We start from the raw sequence: 17456 nt of genomic DNA, 5'->3' as shown, positions 1-17456 counted from the left end.
GCGCGTCATTTTGACGCCGCATCCCAACATCAACGAACTCCATGATTAGAAAACTGTTCAAGCGCGTATTCGGCAGGTCGGCCAAAGCCAAGTCCGTGGGCATGAGCCACGCGATCCCGTTCGCCGAGCACGGTGTCAGCCGCGACGGCATCAGCTACGGCGCGAAGCGCGTCACCGATGGCTTGCAGGCCGCTGGATTCAAAGCCTACGTGGTCGGCGGCGCAGTGCGCGATCTGCTGCTCAAGCGCGACCCCAAGGATTTCGATGTTGCCACCGATGCCACGCCGGAAGAAGTGAAGCGCGTGTTCCGCCGCGCCCATATCATCGGTCGTCGCTTCCGACTGGTGCACGTGATGTTCGGGCAGGAGACGGTCGAGGTGTCCACCTTCCGTCGCGCATTGGAAGCGGAAGAGGCGCAGACCGACGCGCATGGCCGCATTCTGCGCGACAACGAATTCGGCAACATGGAGCAAGATGCCGCTCGGCGTGACTTCACCGCCAACGGCCTGTTCTACGACCCGACCACCCAAGAGATCTTCGACTACCACCACGGTGTGGACGATGTGCGCGCCAACGTGCTGCGCATGATCGGCGACCCCGCTACCCGCTACCGCGAAGATCCGGTGCGCATGTTGCGCGCGGTTCGTCTCTCAGCCAAGCTGGGCATGACTATCGATCCGGCTACCGCCCAGCCCATCTTCGGTATGAAGGAACTACTGAGCAACGTGCCTGAGGCGCGGCTGCTGGACGAGATGCTCAAGCTGCTGCTGTCCGGCCATGCGGTCGAGTGCATCAAAAAATTGCGCGCCATGCACCTGCACCACGGCTTGTTGCCGATGCTGGACGTGATCCTGGAGCAGCCGATGGGCGAGCGTTTCGTCATGCTGGCGCTGGAGAACACCGACCAGCGCATCCGCGACGACAAGCCGACGTCGCCTGCGTTTCTGTTTGCCGCGCTGCTGTGGCACGAAGTGCTGACGGTCTGGAACAAGCGCATGGAGTCGGGTGAGCGTTCCTTGCCTGCGTTGAACGAAGCGATGGAGATCGTGCTGGAGCGCCAGCGTAAGAAGCTCGCCATTCCGCGCCGTTACGACGTGACGATGAAGGAACTGTGGTTGTTGCAACCGCGTCTGGAGCAGCGCAGCGGCCAGCGGCCTTATCGTTTGCTGGAGCAGCCGCGCTTCCGTGGCGCTTACGATTTCTTGGTGTTGCGTTGCCGTAGCGGTGAGGCCGATGCCGAATTGGGCGAGTGGTGGGACGAGTTTCAGGATGCCTCGGATGAGCGTCGTGCCGAGATGCTGATGCCGGACAACGGCTTGGCTGCGAAGAAGAAACGCCGTCGCCGCAAAAAACCGGCCAACGGCGCACCGGCTGCCACACCGGACGCTGTGGCGGAGTAATCATGGCGCACATCGCTTACATCGGACTGGGCAGCAATCTGGCTGACCCAGCGGCGCAGGTTCGCGGGGCATTGCGCGCACTCGACACCTTGCCGCAAACCCGCCTGCTGGCTCAATCCTCGTTGTACCGCAGCGCGCCAGTGGGTTACCTCGATCAGCCGGATTTTATCAATGCCGTGGCGAAAGTCGAGACGGGCTTAGGCGCACATGCGCTGCTGGATGCGCTGCTGGCGTTGGAGCAGGTCAACGGCCGTACCCGCGAGTTCCTCAATTCGCCGCGAACGCTGGATCTGGACGTGCTGCTGTACGACGATTTGCAACACCATGAGCACGGCCTGACCGTGCCGCATCCCGAGATGCATAAGCGCGCCTTTGTGCTGTTGCCGCTGTTGGAGATCGCGCCGGACTGCGAGATCCCGGGCGTCGGGAGGGCGGCAGAGGCCATGCAAAACTGTAGCGATCAATCACTGGAGCGGATGCAAGATGTCGCTGGATAAATATCGCCACATCGTCGTCGAAGGTCCCATCGGCGTGGGCAAGACCAGCCTCGCGCGCAAGCTGGCCGCGCACACTGGCGCAACCACGCTGTTCGAGAAGCCGGAAGCCAACCCCTTTCTGGAGCGCTTCTACCTCGATCCGGCGCGCTATGCCTTGTCCACCCAGCTGTCCTTTCTGTTTCAGCGTATCACCGAGATGAAACAGCTGACACAAGCGGGTATGTTCGAGGTCAACACAGTATCCGACTACCTGTTCGCCAAGGACGAGTTGTTTGCCCGCCTCAACCTGCACGACGACGAATTCATGCTCTACCAGAACGTGTTTCGCCACCTCGCGCCGCAGGTGCCCGCGCCCGACCTAGTGATCTATTTGCAAGCCGCACCGGAGACACTGATCGAGCGCGTCCATCGTCGCGCCAACCCTTACGAGCGGCCGATCTCTGACAGCTATCTCACCCGTCTATCGCAAGCTTACAGCGATTTCTTCTACCATTACGATGCCGCGCCGGTGTTCGTGGTGAATAGCGAAAACCTCAATTTCGTGGACAAGGCGGACGACTTTGCCATGTTGATGGAGCGCATCAAGCAGATGCGCGGAGCGCGGGAATATTTCAACGTGGGGGCCTGATGCGAACAACGCTGACCAATTTGCAAACCATGCGCAGCAAGGGCGAAAAGATCGCCGTGCTGACTTGTTACGATGCCAGTTTCGCTGCGCTGCTGGAAGCGCAGGGCGTGGACGTGCTGCTGGTCGGCGATTCGCTCGGCATGGTGTTGCAAGGCCACGAGACTACCCTGCCTGTGTCGCTGGACGACATGGTGTATCACACCGGATGCGTGGCGCGTGGCGCGAAGCAAGCCTTCATCGTTGCCGACCTACCGTTCGGCACCTCGCAAGTTAGCCCGGAAAAGACGTTCGAGAATGCCGCTCGGCTGATGGCGGCGGGTGCGCAGATGGTTAAATTAGAAGGTGGCAGTGAGATGGTCGCCACCGTCGAATTCCTCACCCGGCGCGGCATCCCTGTCTGCGCTCACCTCGGCCTTACCCCGCAATCCGTCCACCAACTCGGCGGCTACCGCGTGCAAGGCCGCGAGCAGAAACAGGCATTGGAACTCATCGAAGCCGCCCGCGAACTGGAGCAGGCAGGGGCGGGGATGTTGGTGCTGGAAATGGTTCCGGCTATTTTGGCGGAAGAGATCACTGCCAATCTGAACATTCCTACCATTGGTATCGGCGCAGGCGCGGGATGCTCCGGGCAAGTGCTGGTGCTGCACGATATGTTGGATGTGTTTCCGGGGAAGAAGGCAAGGTTTGTTAAGAGTTTTATGGCGGGAGCGACCTCTATCGCTGAGGCGGTGGGGGGGTATGTGAGGGAAGTGAAGGCAGGGGAGTTTCCGGCGAAGGAGCATGGGTTTTGAAGGCGGAATCTCACCACGTGCGTCTCAAGTTCGCGCTTATTATCAATCCTTGGATTGCTGTATAAATTGCGCGTTAGCCCTCATCAGCTGAGTACCTATGTTGTTTGAAACGTCAGAGCTAGAAGTCAGTGGATCATCCAGCATCATCGGGTTCACAACCGAGGGCGGTGGCAACTGGAAGGTGTGGGATCGATACTTGACAATTGATGGGAAGAAGGCTTTCCATATTGGCAACGTGTGCGAAACATGTTCATTCTTTTTTGAGCGTCTAGAGGGTGCCAACAAAAGCGTAAATTCCGAGGTAGTTGTTGATGCTCTTAATAAAGGTGTTCGGAATCTTGCCCCTTCTATCGTCCAAGCGTTAGCGCTAATCGTTCCAGACGGCAAGTACAAGTTGTTGCTACAAGACGTCCGGCCTCGCTTGGTGAAGCCAGGAGAAGAGTCAGACTACTTCGCAGACGAACAGGTGGCGCTGTGGGGAGTCAATGGCTTTTGGGGTATGCCCCACTTCCCAAAGACCGAGTATTACCGTCTTCGGACAAAATCGATGAAAGAGGGTCGGGGTCTATTCGAATTCTTAGTTCCGATGTTTCCGCACAATTGGTTAGATCAGAGGCGCTTGGCAGAATACGAGGCTGCATATAACAACAATGAAATGCCATCCGCTGTGAGTATCAGTATCCTCGACATCAAGTCACCTGCGGATTGGGATAGAGAGCAAGACATCACGAGCCATTGGTGTCTAGCACATTACCTTATCGATGGGCACCACAAGGCTTACGCTGCTGCAAAGAGCGGAAAGCCATTTACACTTATTTCCTTTCTTGCCGTAAGTCAGGGTATTTCCTCTGAAGAGGAAATAACAGAGGTAGTGAGAGCGTTAAATGACCTAGGTAGGGCGCAATAAGCAACTGGCATTGCGCCGCACGGTTAAAATAGCCGAGCTACCCCCGGTGACTTTCGTTGAACTCCACTAAGCCTAAACTGAACACTTCTACCCCCTCCCTGCAACGGAGCCGGTCTAGCTGACTCGCGATGCGTTAAACTCCGCCCATTAGTTTTTCCTTCAATTCTCAAAATGCAGTTGATCCATTCCGTTTCCGAGTTGCGCGCCCGTTTGGCGGGTGAGTCGTCCGTCGCTTTTGTGCCTACGATGGGCAATCTCCACGTGGGTCATCTTGATCTAGTGCGCATCGCCCGTCAGCATGGGCGCTGTGTGGTGGTGAGTATTTTCGTCAACCCGTTGCAGTTCGGCGTGGGCGAGGATTTCGATACGTATCCGCGTACTTTAGAGGCAGATTGTGCGCAGTTGCAGGGCTTGGCGGATGTGGTGTTTGCGCCCTCGGTCGCTGAGATGTATCCGCTGCCGCAGACGATGACGGTGACACCGCCGCCTATCGCCAGTGAGTTGTGCGGCGCGGCGCGGCCCGGCCATTTCAGCGGGGTAGCGACGGTGGTGTTGAAGCTGTTCAATCTGGTGCAGCCGCAAGTCGCCGTGTTCGGCAAGAAGGATTACCAGCAGTTGCACGTGATTCGTCAGTTGGTGGCGCAGTTCAACCTGCCGGTCGAGATCATCGGCGGCGAAACGGTGCGGGCGGCGGATGGCTTGGCCTTATCTTCGCGCAATCAGTATTTGAGTCCTGCCGAACGTGGCGAGGCGGTGTTTTTGTCACAAACCTTGCAGGCAGTGAAACAAAATCTGCTCTCCGGTGTCCGAGACGCCGCCGCGTTGGAGCGGCAAGCGGCAGAAGCCCTGGCGGCGCGTGGTTGGCAGGTGGACTACGTGGCGATACGTTCACAAGCTACGCTGGCTGCTCCGACATCCGGCGAGCACGAGTTGGTGGTGCTGGCGGCGGCCAAGCTGGGCATCACCCGCTTAATCGATAACCTTGAAATTTGTCTTGAGGGGTAAGCGCTTATATAATGCGCGCCTCTTTTCTGGAAGGTCAGTCCATGCAACGTACCATGCTCAAGTCGAAACTGCACCGCGTGACCGTCACGCAGTCGGAACTTCATTACGAAGGTTCCTGTGCGATCGACGATGATCTGCTGGATGCGGCTGATATCCGCGAGTATCAGCAGATCGACATCTACAACGTGAGCAACGGCGAGCGCTTCACTACTTATGCCATTCGCGCCCAGCGCGGTTCCGGCACGATCTCGGTGAATGGTGCGGCGGCGCACAAGGCCAATCCGGGTGACTTGCTCATCATCGCGACTTACGCGCAATACACCGAACTGGAGCTGGAGCGCTTCCACCCGCAACTGGTGTACGTGGATGCGCAGAACCGCATCGTGATGCAGCGCGACTTCATCCCGGCGCAGGCCGCATGAGCGTCGAACTCTCGGTAGTCATTCCCGTTTATAACGAAGAGCAAGGCTTGCAGGCCTTGTTCGACCGGCTGTATCCGGCACTGGACAAGCTCGCCATCGCCTACGAGATCGTGTTCGTCAACGACGGCAGCCGTGACCGCTCCGCCGCCATTCTGCGCGAGCAGTTCCAGAAGCGTCCAGACGTGACCCGCGTCATTCTGTTCAACGGCAACTTCGGTCAGCACATGGCGATCATGGCGGGCTTCGAGCGTTGTCGTGGTCAGCGCATCGTGACGCTGGATGCCGATTTGCAGAATCCGCCTGAAGACACTGCTTTGCTGCTGGCCAAGATGGACGAAGGCCACGACTACGTTGGCTCGATCCGTCGCCAGCGCAGCGACAGCACTTGGCGGCATTACGCTTCGCGCGCCATGAACGGTCTGCGCGAAAAAATCACCCGCATCAAGATGACCGATCAGGGCTGCATGTTTCGCGCCTACGATCGCGCCATCATCGACGCTATCAACGCTAGCCGCGAAGTAAACACCTTCATCCCGGCGCTGGCCTACACCTTCGCGCGCAACCCCGCCGAAGTGGTGGTTGGCCACGAAGAGCGTGCGGCGGGTGAGTCGAAATATTCGCTATACAGCCTGATCCGCCTCAACTTCGATCTGGTGACGGGCTTTTCCGTGGTGCCGCTGCAATGGTTCTCGATGGCAGGTATCGGCATCTCGCTGTTGTCGGCGATCTTCTTCGTGTTCTTGGTGCTGCGCCGTTTGTGGATCGGCCCCGAGGCGGAAGGCCTGTTTACCTTGTTCGCGCTGATGTTCTTCCTGATCGGCATCGCCTTATTCGGCATCGGTCTGCTAGGCGAGTATGTCGGACGCATCTACCAGCAAGTGCGGCATCGGCCGCGTTATCTGGTGGAAGCCGTGCTGGAACAGCGCGATGAGTAGCGCGGTCGTCTTCGCCTATCACAACGTCGGCTGTCGTTGCCTCTCCGTGCTGTTGGCGCACGGCGTGGACGTGAAGTTGGTGGTGACCCACCGCGACAACCCTAACGAGAACATCTGGTTCGACAGCGTGCAGGCGCTGGCCGAGCTGCACGGCATTCCGACCATCACGCCGGACGATCCGAACACGCCGGAAGTCGTCGAGCAGATCCGCGCCTTGCAGCCGGAATTCTTCTTCTCCTTCTACTATCGCGAGATGCTGAAGAAGGGCTTGCTCGACATCCCGCCGCGCGGGGCGCTCAACATGCACGGCTCGCTGCTGCCCCAATATCGTGGCCGCGTGCCGGTGAACTGGGCGATCATCCACGGCGAGACCAAGACCGGTTCGACCTTGCACTACATGACCGAGAAGCCGGACAACGGTGACATCGTGGCGCAGCAGGCGATCCCCATCCTGCCCAATGACACCGCGCACGAGGTGTTCCAGAAAGTGATGGTCGCCGCCGAGTTGGCGCTGAACGGTGTATTGCCCGCCCTGCTGGCCGGAACCGCGCCGCGCTTGAAGCAGGACTTGAGTCTGGGCGGCTATTTCGGTGGTCGCAAACCGCAGGACGGCGTAATTGATTGGGCGCAAAGTGCGCAAACCATCCATAATCTGGTGCGCGCCGTCGCCCCGCCGTATCCGGGCGCAACGACCACGCTGATGGGCAAACCGATGCGCATTCTGCAGACGCTGGTGACGCGTTGTACCGTGGCAGGGAAAGAGCCGCCCGCCTTTTATGTCAAGGAAGGCCGAGCCTATGCGATCTGCGGCAGCGGCGTGCTGCGCGTGGTGCGTTTTGAGCTGGACGGCGTGGAGATGAGTGCAGCAGCATTCGCGGCGCAGTATGGCTCGGCAAGATTCGAATTCAATTCTTAAGGAAACAACATGAAAAAAGTCCTGATCCTCGGCGTGAACGGCTTCATCGGCCACCACCTGTCCAACCGTATCCTGGCTACCACCGACTGGGAAGTCTACGGCATGGACATGAGCACCGACCGTATCTCCGACCTGATCGGCAAGCCGCGCTTCCACTTCTTCGAGGGCGACATCACCATCAACAAGGAATGGGTGGAATACCACGTCAAGAAGTGCGATGTGATCCTGCCACTGGTGGCCATCGCCACGCCTTCGACCTACGTGAAGCAGCCGCTGCGCGTGTTCGAGCTGGATTTCGAAGCCAACCTGCCCATCGTCCGTGCCGCGGTGAAATACGGCAAGCATCTGGTGTTCCCGTCCACTTCCGAAGTCTACGGCATGTGTCATGACGAAGAGTTCGATCCGGAGAATTCCGAGCTGATCTGCGGCCCGATCAACAAGCCGCGCTGGATCTACTCCAACTCCAAGCAGTTGATGGACCGCGTGATCTGGGGCTACGGCATGGAAGGCCTGAACTTCACCCTGTTCCGTCCGTTCAACTGGATCGGCGCCGGTCTGGATTCCATCCACACTCCGAAGGAAGGTAGCTCGCGCGTGGTGACCCAGTTCCTCGGCCACATCGCGCGCGGCGAGAACATCAGTCTGGTCGATGGCGGCCACCAGAAGCGTGCCTTCACCCATATCGGCGATGGCATCGACGCGCTGATGAAGATCATCGAGAACAAGAACGGCGTGGCCACCGGCAAGATCTACAACATCGGCAACCCGACCAACAACTACTCCATCCGAGACTTGGCTGACATGATGATGAAGCTGGCCAACGAGTACGTGGAATACCGCGACACCGCCGCCAAGGTGAAGATCGTCGAGACTACCTCGGACGCATATTACGGCAAGGGTTACCAAGACGTGCAGAACCGCGTACCGAAGATCACCAACACCTGCGAAGAGCTGGGCTGGAAACCCACCACCAGCATGGCTGACACTCTGCGCAGCATCTTCGAAGCCTACCGCAGCCAGATCGCCGAAGCGAAGGGTTTGGTGGACTAAAACAGTGCTGAGTTGCGAGTGCTGAGTGCCGAGCAAGTCTGCTCTACACTCAGCACTCGGCGTTTCCTACTCAGCTCTCAGCACTTTGTATTCCGTACTCAGCACTCGCCTCTATGCAGCTCGCACTCAAGATCGACGTAGATACCTATCGTGGCACCCGCGAGGGTGTGCCGCGCCTGATGGAGGTGCTAAAGAAACACGGCGCGAGCGCCACCTTTTTCTTCACTCTCGGTCCAGACCATATGGGGCGCGCCATCAAGCGCGTGTTTCGTCCCGGCTATCTCGGCAAAGTGTCGCGCATGTCAGTGGTGGAGCATTACGGCATCAAGACGCTGCTCTACGGTACGCTGCTGCCTGCGCCCGACATCGGCAAGCGTTGCGGCGACCTCATGCGCAAAGTACGAGATGAAGGTTTTGAGGTTGGTATCCACTGCTACGACCACATCCGCTGGCAGGATCACGTGGCGGAGAAGGATGCCGAGTGGACGCAGCAAGAACTCAAGCGTACCGTTGATCGCTATAGCCAGATCTTTGGTGACGCCCCGAAATCGCATGCCGCTGCGGGTTGGCAGATGAACCGCGAAGCCTTTCGCCTGATGCAACAGCACGGTTTTTCCTATAGCTCTGACACGCGCGGCACGCATCCCTTCATGCCGGTGTGGGAGGGCGAGATCATCGCTTGTCCGCAGATTCCCACCACGTTGCCTACGCTGGACGAACTCATCAATCGCGATGCCATCACGCTGGATACATTGGCCAACTACATGCTGCACCTGACGGAAAACCAGCCGGAGCAGTCGCAGGTGTTCACCCTGCATGCTGAGCTGGAAGGCGGCAAGTGGATGCCGGTGTTCGAGCGGTTGCTGGAAGGCTGGAAGGCACAAGGCTTCGAACTGGTGTCGATGGCGCAATACCGCGCCAGCCTCAAAGCTGAAGAGCTGCCGCTGCACAACATCGAGATGCGCGAAGTGGATGGGCGCATCGGAAAACTGGCGGTACAGGCGCAAGCGTATCCTTAACAGTGCTGAGTCGTAAGCGACTGTTACAATAGCGGTAACTCATCTTTCTTTTTGTCATGGGACTTTACGCTTTTATCGCTATTGGACTCGGTGCGGCCATCGGCGCTTGGCTGCGCTGGGGGCTGGGTCTGTGGCTGAATCCGGCGCTGCCTGAACTGCCGCTGGGCACGCTGGCGGCGAATCTGGTGGGCGGCTATCTGATCGGACTAGCGGTGGCGTTCTTCATGCAACACCCGGGGATCGCGCCGGAGTGGCGCTTGTTCGCCATTACCGGCTTCCTCGGCGGCCTGACCACCTTCTCAACTTTTTCCGCCGAGACCGTCACCCTGCTGATGCGCGGCCAGTACACTTGGGGCGCGGCCATCATCGCCGCCCATCTTGGCGGCTCGCTGGTGATGACGGTGCTGGGTATCCAGTCGTTCAAGTGGTTGCAATCCTAGGGGGCGTGATGGAAACCTTGAAGTTCTACCTCAGTGAGAAGCAGCAGCGCGAGGGAAAATCGCTCTACGAATGGTTGCTGGAGGAGGCGCGCCGATTAGGTGTCTCCGGCGGTTCGGCGTTCCGCGCCATTGCAGGCTACGGGCGGCACGGACGGTTGCACGAAGAGACTTTCTTCGAGCTGGGCGGCGAGTTGCCGGTGACAGTGGAGTTCGTGCTGGAATCGGCACAAGCGGATCGACTGCTCGAAGCCCTGCGTCCGCAGGGGCTGAAACTGTTCTACGTCCGGCAGCCAGCTGAGGCGGGCGTGGTGTGATAGTGAGTGTGCAGACGTATCTGCGCACGCCAAGCAGCCGCATCGCTCAATGGGGCGCAGCCAATTCCCGCATTCCCAGCAACGCCGCGCCGAACGCCGCTTCCGCCTGATTCGCTGCCATCACCGACACGCCCAACAGCCGTTCCCGCATCTGCATCCACACGGCATTCTTCGCTCCGCCACCCGCCGTGACCACCGCGCGCAAGGGTGTCGCGCCCAACTCCGCCAGCTTGGTGTAACCCGCCGCTTCGATGCGGCTTAGACCTTGCAGCAAGCCATGCAGGAATTCGGCATCATCATGAGGTCGAGGCGATAGGCGTGGCGTGAGCAGCGGATCGTTGATGGGGAAGCGCTCACCGGGGCGCGGCAGCGGGTAATAGTCGAGTGGGCTTTCCTTGGTTGGGTCGATGCGGGCGGAAAATGCCGTTAGTTGCGCGTCGTCAAAGAATTGTCGCAATACCCCACCCCCTGCGTTGGACGCGCCGCCCGCCAGCCACAGGTTGCCGTAGCGATGGCTGTACACGCCAAACTCTGCCGCTTCGACGCGCTGCTCCGACAGCAGTTTCAGCACCAGCGTCGTTCCCAGCGATGTCACCGCCTCGCCCGGCTGCGTCACACCTGACGCGATGAAGGCGGCGATACTGTCCGTCGTTCCTGCGTGTACCTGACAATCTGCCGCAATGCCGTAACGTTGCGCTAGCTCCGTCGAGATCGTGGCGATGGCCGTGCCGGGTGCGACGATCTTTGGCAGCAGTTGGCTGTTCGGCAAGGTCAGTACCCACTCCGGCCAGCACAACGCTTCCACGTCGTAGCCGCTCTTCAGCGCGTTGTGATAATCGGAAATGCCGCCTTGGCCTGTGAGTAAAGCCGCCAGCCAATCCGCCTGATGCAGGAAATGCGCCGCCCGCGAAACCTCGGCATGGCGCGTCAGCCACAAGAACTTCGCCAACCCGGATGTCGCACCACACACCGTGTGATTGGGCGGCGCGATGCCCTTCAGTTCAAGCGCCTCCGCCGTTGCCCGTCCATCGTGATACATCAGCGCAGGCGAGATTGGCTCCAGCGCCGCATCGCACATCAACACCGTCGCGGAAGTCGCGTCGATCGTGATGCCGCGCAACTGGCGGGCAAGCTCGGCGGGCAAACCAGAAAGCAAGGAATGCAGCGCCTCGCGCCAGACTTGAGGCGATTGTTCAGCGGGAAAGGCAAGTTGCCCCTGATGGATGATGCGCGCGTCCGCGTCGAGCACACACGCCCGTGCGCCGGACGTACCGAAGTCGAGGCCGAGGTAATAGCTCATTTTTACCTCGGCTGCGCGCTTAGCCTCGCGTATTCGATTGCGTCGAGAACTGGCTCAGCTCCACATACGGCGCGGGCTGCCAGCCTTGTTTGCGATGTTCGGCGACCACGTTGGTGAAGATGCCACCGCGCACGTAGAACTTGGCGGTGAGGCGCATGAACTTGGGATCGGTGGCGGCGACCAAATCGTTGAGGATGCGGTTGGTCACGTCTTCGTGGAAGCAGCCTTCGTTGCGGAAGCTCCACATGTACATCTTCAGGCTCTTGAGTTCGACGCATTGCTGGTCAGCGATGTAATCCAAGATCAGCGTGGCGAAGTCCGGCTGGCCGGTTTTTGGGCACAAGCAGGTGAACTCCGGGATCTCCATGTGGATGTGGTAATCACGGTTCGGGTGCGGGTTGGGGAAGGTTTCCAAAGACTTGCTGGGTTGTGTGCTCATGTTGATGTACTCGGTTAGAATGCGGCGGATTATACCGTTGAGCGACCCGAATTGCGCCTTTCCCATATCAAACTCGCTGGTTTCAAATCCTTCGTTGACCCGACGCACATCGCGTTGCCGGGTCAGTTGGTGGGCGTGGTGGGGCCGAACGGCTGCGGCAAGTCGAACGTGATCGACGCGCTGCGCTGGGTGCTGGGCGAATCCAAGGCATCGGCTTTGCGCGGTGAATCCATGCAGGATGTGATATTCAACGGCTCGCTCAATCGCCGTCCGGTGGCACGCGCCAGCGTCGAGCTCGTCTTCGATAATTCGCTGGGCAAAGCGGCGGGGCAGTGGACGTCCTACGCCGAGATTTCCATCAAGCGAGTGCTTAAGCGCGACGGCGATTCTTCCTATTTCATTAACAACCAGCATGTGCGCCGCAAGGACGTGACCGACATCTTTCTCGGCACTGGGCTGGGGGCGCACGCCTACGCCATCATCGAGCAGGGCATGATCTCGCGCATCATCGAGGCCAAGCCGGAAGAGTTGCGTGTGTTTCTGGAAGAAGCGGCGGGGGTGTCGCGTTACCGCGACCGGCGGCGCGAGACCGAGAACCGGTTGGCCGACACCCGCGACAACCTGCTGCGCGTGGATGACGTATTGCAGGAGCTGGATGCGCAGTTGCTACGGCTGGCCGAGCAGGCTGAGCTTGCCAAATTGTTCCGTGCGCTGGAGCAGCGCCGCACCACCACGCAGCATCTGCTGTGGTTGGTCAAACGTCAGGAAGCGGCATTGCAACGCCGCCGCTATGCAGATGCCACAGAGCAAGCGCGCACCGATCTAGAGGCGGCTGCCGCGCATCTGCGCGAGACTGAAGTCAGGCTGGAAGCATCACGCAGCGCCCATTACCAGATGTCCGATGAGCTGCATGGCAAGCAGGTTGCGCTGTACGAGGCTAGCGCCGACGTGTCTCGGCTGGAGCAACAAATCGCGCACTTGCTGGCACAGCGTCAGCGCATTGCCCAGCAAGTGCTCAGTAACGAGCGACTGATCGAGCAGCAGCGTGCGCAATCGCAAGCGGTGACGCAGAAACTGGCGCATTGGCGGCGTGAGCAAGAGGCTGCCGCGCTGCGTCTAGAAGACAGCGCACAGAATGCCGAAGCGGAATCCGCTAGTTTGCCGCAAGTCGAGGAGGCGCAGCGTGGTGCGCAAGAACGCTACAACGCTATGCAGCACGAACGCTTACAGTTGCAGCAGCAGATGGAGCTGGCCGAATCACAGCGTGGTCACTGGCAGCGCACCATCCAGCAAGTCGCTGCGCGCAAATCGCGCCTGTTGCTGGAACGCGACAATCTGCCCAAAGCGGATGCGGCAGCGCTGGAGACTGCGCTTCAACAACAGGCTGAACTGGAACAGGTCGGCGGCGAGTTGCAGCAGCGGCTGGCAGCATTGCAGGCGCAACTGCCGCAGGCCGATGCGCAACGGCGCAATCTGCGCGGGGCGGTGGTGCAGCAGGAGCGCGGGCTGGCGCAGACGGAGGCTAGGCTGTCCGCTTTGCAGCAGCTTCAACAGAAGTTGGACACGGATCGAGCCATGCAAAGCTGGCTGGCGCGACATCGCCTCGATGGTTTGCCGCGTTTGTGGCAATCGCTGCGGGTGGAAGCGGGCTGGGAAGATGCGCTGGAAGCGGTGCTGCGCGAGCGGCTGAACGCTCTGCGGCTGGATGCGCCGCATGCGTTGTCGGAAGCGCCTCCCGTGAAGCTGGCGCTGTACGGTACAGGAGGCGAGGTACAAGCATGGCCGTCTTCAGCCCTGAAGCCCTTGCAATTGCTGGTCGAATGCGGCGATCCGGCCGTTTCCGTTGTACTGGTCGATTGGCTGGCGGCGGTGTATGTGGCTGACGATATGGATGACGGGCTGGCGCGGCGGGGCGAGTTGCCGTTAGGTGCATGTTTCGTGACACCGCAAGGACACCAGATCGGGGCGCACAGTGTGGTATTCCATGCGCCGGACAGTGCGGTGCATGGCGTGTTGGCGCGCAGCCGCGAGATTGCTTTGCTTGAACAGGAGGTGGCGGAGCAGCGCACTGGCGTGGAGTTCGCCCGTCAGCAGATGCAGGATGCTGAGCACGCCTACCAGCAGATCGAAGCGCAGATCGCACCCGCGCGTCAGCAGGTGAACGAGGCGCAGCAACGTCAGCACGCTTTGCAGTTGCAGGCGCTGAAGCTGACACAGGCCAGCGAACGCAGCCGGGAGCGCCGTGCGCAAATCGTCCACGAGCTGGAGGAGATCGCCGCACAACTGGTAAGCGAAGAGTCGCAGCAGCAGGCGTTGGCGGGGCAGGTGGACGAGCTGCGCGACAGGATGATGGGCTTTCAGCCGCAGGTTGAGCAGGCGCAACGTCAGGCACATCAGCAGGAGTTGGCGTTGCGCCAGCAGCGTGCCCGCGCCCAGCAGACCCAGCAGGCTTTGCAGGAGGCAGGGTTCTATGCCAAAACCTGCGCCGACAAGATCGTCGATCTGGAGCAGGATTCCCATCGCGTCGCGGTATCGCTGGCGCAGATTGAGCATGACATTAGTCTGCTGCGCGAAGAGCAGGCTTCCTTGCAAGATGACGATGCACAGCAGACCTTGCAAACTGCGCTGCAAACCAAGGTGCGGTGCGAACAGGCGCTGGCTGAGGCTCGCAATGCGCTGGAGCAGGCCACGCAGGTGTTGTCACGGCGGGATCAAGAGCGGTTGGCGGGTGAGCAGCGTTTGCCGCCGCTGCGCGATAAGGTGGCTGAGCTGATGCTGAAGGAGCAAGAGGCGCGTCTGCACTACGAGCAGTGGGCGACCGAGTTGCACGGTGTCAACGAGACGGAGTTGTTGCCCTTGTTGGCCGACGGCGTGCGCCCCGGCGTGTTGCAGGCCGAGCTGAATCGGCTCGATGCGGAAATCGCAGCGCTGGGCGCGGTCAACCTCGCCGCGCTGGAAGAGTTGCAAGCCGCGCAGGAGCGTAAGACTTATCTGGATGTGCAGGCGGCCGATTTGCGCGAGGCGATGGATACGCTGGAAGCGGCCATACGCCGCATCGACAAGGAATCGCGCGATTTATTGATGGGCACTTTCAATGAGGTGAATTGCCACCTATCGGAACTGTTCCCTGTGCTGTTTGCGGGCGGCGAGGCGCGGCTGGTGCTGACCGGCGACGAGATCCTCGACAGTGGCGTACAGGTCATGGCGCAGCCGCCGGGCAAGAAGAACAGCAGCATCCACCTGCTGTCTGGCGGTGAAAAGGCGCTTACTGCCATCGCGCTGGTGTTCTCCTTGTTTCAGCTTAACCCCGCGCCGTTCTGTTTGCTCGACGAGGTGGATGCGCCGTTAGACGATACCAATACCGAACGCCTGTGCCAGCTCATCAGGAAGATGTCCGCCCACACGCAGTTCGTTTTCATCAGCCACAACAAGCTCACCATGGAGCTTGCGCAGCAATTGGTCGGCGTGACTATGCAGGAAAAAGGTGTGTCGAAGGTGGTGGCGGTGGATATCGAAGCGGCGTTGAAGCTGGCGGAGGAGTCCTGAGCTTCACTGCGTAGGTGTTTATTTCTTGAGTTCCTTCAACTGCTTCTGAATATCAGCGATTTCTGACTGGCTCAGAATCGCGGTATCCAGTTTCTTTTCAAGCATTTTGATCTTCTCGTCCCGAGCGGAAGGGTGATTTTTGCCACGAGCACTGACCAGCGCATCATGCACGACCTTGTCGAACCCGATGTAGTTGTGTTTCGTCATATTCCACTCCCCGAATCAACGCAGTAGCCGTATTACAACATAACTTGCTAACGGTTTGTGCAGTAGCTGCGCGGGATCGTGGCCTGTGACGCTCCATGAGCCCGCGCTGATCTGGCGATTACTTTCCGGCGCGATTCACTAGGAATTGCGTCAGCAAGCCGACCGGACGACCCGTGCCGCCCTTTTCCTTGCCGGATTTGTTGGCGGTACCCGCAATGTCCAAGTGTGCCCAGCGGTAGTCCTTGGTGAAGCGCGCGAGGAAACATGCCGCTGTGATGGTGCCACCTGCGCGACCGCCGATGTTTTGCATATCGGCAAAATTGGAGTCGATCTGGGCTTGGTAGTCGTCGTACAAAGGCAAGCGCCATGCGCGATCCCAGCTTTGCTCGCCCGCATCCAGCAGTTCTTGGGCGAGGTCGTCCTGATTGCTTAGCAGCCCACTGACTACGTGGCCGAGCGCGATGACACAAGCGCCTGTCAGTGTCGCGATGTCCACCACGCACTCGGGTTTGAATTTGGCGGCGTAGGTGAGCGCGTCGCACAGGATGAGTCGGCCTTCGGCGTCGGTGTTGAGGACCTCGATGGTCTGTCCAGACATGCTGGTGACGATGTCGCCAGGCTTGGTGGCTGTGCTGCTAGGCATGTTTTCGCAGGTGGGAATGACACCGACAACGTTGAGCGGCAGCTTCATCTCGGCGATGGCCTGAATCGTGCCGAGCACGCTGGCTGCGCCGCACATGTCGTATTTCATCTCGTCCATGTCTGCTGCGGGTTTTAGCGAGATGCCGCCCGTGTCGAAGGTGATGCCTTTGCCGACCAAGACCACCGGCTTTTGCTTCTTGTCGCCGCCGTGGTATTCCAAGCTGATGAGCTTAGGCGGCTGTGCGCTGCCGAGCGTGACGGACAGGAATGAGCCCATGCCGAGTGCTTCCATGTCGGCGCGTTCCAGTACGGTGACTTTTAGCTTGTGCTGTTTTCCCATCTCTAGCGCTTGTTCGGCAAGATAGGTCGGCGTGCAGATGTTGCCGGGCAGGTTGCCCAACGTCTTGGCCAGCGCGATACCGTTCGCGGTCGCTTGGGCTTGGGCGACGGCGGTTTCCAGTTTGCCACTGATCTTGCCAGTGCTGGCGAGAGTCAGGCTGCTGAGCTTGGCGGCTTCGGCGGGTTTGCTCTTTAGGCTGTCGCTGCGGTAGCTGACATCGCTCGCGGCCAAAACAGCTTGTGCAGCCAGCCAAGCGGCGTCGCGTCCGGCGACATCCCAGTCGGTGCAATATAGCGTGGCATCAGTCGCCGGGGTGGCGAGAACAGCGCGCATCGCGGCGCGCATCGCTTCTAGCGCGGTCTTGCTGTTGAGTTCGCTGTGCTTGCCTAGGCCAACCAGCAGGATGCGGTCAGCAGCGGCCCCAGTTAGTTGCTGCAATAGTACGGTGGCTCCTGCTTTTCCGTTGAGATCGCCGCGAGTGATCAGCGCGGTGAGTGCGTGATCGGAGGCTTTGTCCAGTGCCTTGGCGGCGTCGCTCAGCTTTCCGTTTTCATATACGCCAACGATGACGCAACCGCCGGGCTGTTTTTCCGGGCTAAGCTGTTTTGTGCTAAATTCCATTGCCGCTCCTTTTTTCATTGAACTGGTTTTTCAACCG

At 59.7% G+C, this 17456-nt stretch carries 18 protein-coding genes; 14 read left to right on the top strand and 4 right to left on the bottom strand.

The genetic code is table 11. The annotated features are described in order from the left end of the window. The first annotated feature begins 41 nt into the window (after window positions 1-41). The 13 genes from pcnB (at window position 42) to OYT1_RS10260 (ending at window position 10324) form a co-directional block, all read left to right on the top strand. Entirely contained in the window at window positions 42-1400 is a 1359-nt protein-coding gene (pcnB, locus tag OYT1_RS10320; protein ID WP_062626280.1) for a polynucleotide adenylyltransferase PcnB, read from the top strand. Between the two features lie 2 nt (window positions 1401-1402). Next, window positions 1403-1897, top strand: a complete 495-nt coding sequence (gene folK / locus OYT1_RS10315) for a 2-amino-4-hydroxy-6-hydroxymethyldihydropteridine diphosphokinase (RefSeq protein ID WP_062626279.1) — start codon at window positions 1403-1405, stop codon at window positions 1895-1897. After that, window positions 1884-2525, top strand: coding sequence for a deoxynucleoside kinase (locus tag OYT1_RS10310; RefSeq protein ID WP_062626278.1), 642 nt, complete (start codon window positions 1884-1886; stop codon window positions 2523-2525). The genes folK and OYT1_RS10310 overlap by 14 nt, the downstream gene beginning before the upstream one ends. Further along, window positions 2525-3316 carry a 3-methyl-2-oxobutanoate hydroxymethyltransferase gene (panB, locus tag OYT1_RS10305; protein ID WP_062626277.1) on the top strand — a complete coding sequence of 264 codons (792 nt, stop codon included), beginning with the start codon at window positions 2525-2527 and terminating at the stop codon, window positions 3314-3316. The genes OYT1_RS10310 and panB overlap by 1 nt, the downstream gene beginning before the upstream one ends. 97 nt (window positions 3317-3413) lie before the next feature. Next, window positions 3414-4223, top strand: coding sequence for a hypothetical protein (locus tag OYT1_RS10300; protein ID WP_062626276.1), 810 nt, complete (start codon window positions 3414-3416; stop codon window positions 4221-4223). Window positions 4224-4394: 171 nt separating this feature from the next. After that, window positions 4395-5228 (top strand): pantoate--beta-alanine ligase, encoded by an 834-nt coding sequence (gene panC / locus OYT1_RS10295; RefSeq protein WP_062626275.1) that lies wholly within the window; start codon window positions 4395-4397, stop codon window positions 5226-5228. 41 nt (window positions 5229-5269) lie between these two features. Continuing rightward, a complete protein-coding gene (gene panD / locus OYT1_RS10290) occupies window positions 5270-5650 on the top strand; it encodes an aspartate 1-decarboxylase (protein WP_062626407.1) in 381 nt (126 codons plus the stop codon). Continuing rightward, the gene (locus tag OYT1_RS10285; protein WP_062626274.1) at window positions 5647-6585 is read left to right on the top strand and encodes a glycosyltransferase; all 939 of its coding nucleotides are present in this window, start codon (window positions 5647-5649) and stop codon (window positions 6583-6585) included. The genes panD and OYT1_RS10285 overlap by 4 nt, the downstream gene beginning before the upstream one ends. Next, the gene (locus tag OYT1_RS10280) at window positions 6506-7501 is read left to right on the top strand and encodes a formyltransferase (protein WP_232013171.1); all 996 of its coding nucleotides are present in this window, start codon (window positions 6506-6508) and stop codon (window positions 7499-7501) included. Before OYT1_RS10285 ends, OYT1_RS10280 begins: the two co-directional genes overlap by 80 nt. A gap of 9 nt (window positions 7502-7510) precedes the next feature. Next, entirely contained in the window at window positions 7511-8551 is a 1041-nt protein-coding gene (locus tag OYT1_RS10275; protein ID WP_062626272.1) for a bifunctional UDP-4-keto-pentose/UDP-xylose synthase, read from the top strand. Between the two features lie 113 nt (window positions 8552-8664). Continuing rightward, window positions 8665-9570: a polysaccharide deacetylase family protein gene (locus OYT1_RS10270; RefSeq protein WP_062626271.1), complete on the top strand. Its 906-nt coding sequence runs from the start codon at window positions 8665-8667 to the stop codon at window positions 9568-9570. A gap of 56 nt (window positions 9571-9626) precedes the next feature. After that, window positions 9627-10010 (top strand): fluoride efflux transporter CrcB, encoded by a 384-nt coding sequence (gene crcB / locus OYT1_RS10265; protein WP_062626270.1) that lies wholly within the window; start codon window positions 9627-9629, stop codon window positions 10008-10010. Between the two features lie 8 nt (window positions 10011-10018). After that, on the top strand, window positions 10019-10324 hold the full coding sequence (locus tag OYT1_RS10260) for a DUF190 domain-containing protein (RefSeq protein WP_062626269.1): 306 nt from the start codon (window positions 10019-10021) through the stop codon (window positions 10322-10324). A 46-nt stretch (window positions 10325-10370) separates the two neighbouring features. On the opposite strand, the gene OYT1_RS10255 is transcribed toward OYT1_RS10260, so the two are convergent. Next, window positions 10371-11624, bottom strand: coding sequence for an FGGY-family carbohydrate kinase (locus tag OYT1_RS10255; RefSeq protein WP_062626268.1), 1254 nt, complete (start codon window positions 11622-11624; stop codon window positions 10371-10373). A 19-nt stretch (window positions 11625-11643) separates the two neighbouring features. Next, window positions 11644-12063, bottom strand: coding sequence for a preQ(1) synthase (gene queF, locus OYT1_RS10250; RefSeq protein WP_062626267.1), 420 nt, complete (start codon window positions 12061-12063; stop codon window positions 11644-11646). Window positions 12064-12114: 51 nt separating this feature from the next. Between queF and smc the strand changes: the two genes are divergently transcribed. Then, window positions 12115-15609: a chromosome segregation protein SMC gene (gene smc / locus OYT1_RS10245; RefSeq protein ID WP_062626266.1), complete on the top strand. Its 3495-nt coding sequence runs from the start codon at window positions 12115-12117 to the stop codon at window positions 15607-15609. A gap of 18 nt (window positions 15610-15627) precedes the next feature. On the opposite strand, the gene OYT1_RS10240 is transcribed toward smc, so the two are convergent. Continuing rightward, window positions 15628-15816: a hypothetical protein gene (locus OYT1_RS10240; protein WP_062626265.1), complete on the bottom strand. Its 189-nt coding sequence runs from the start codon at window positions 15814-15816 to the stop codon at window positions 15628-15630. A gap of 118 nt (window positions 15817-15934) precedes the next feature. Then, the gene (locus OYT1_RS10235; protein ID WP_062626264.1) at window positions 15935-17419 is read right to left on the bottom strand and encodes a leucyl aminopeptidase; all 1485 of its coding nucleotides are present in this window, start codon (window positions 17417-17419) and stop codon (window positions 15935-15937) included. Window positions 17420-17456: the final 37 nt, after the last annotated feature.

The sequence above is a fragment of the Ferriphaselus amnicola genome, assembly GCF_000974685.2.
Lineage (GTDB): Bacteria > Pseudomonadota > Gammaproteobacteria > Burkholderiales > Gallionellaceae > Ferriphaselus > Ferriphaselus amnicola.
The sequence above is the reverse complement of the archived record's forward strand: the minus strand, read 5'-3'. Positions and strand labels throughout refer to the sequence as shown.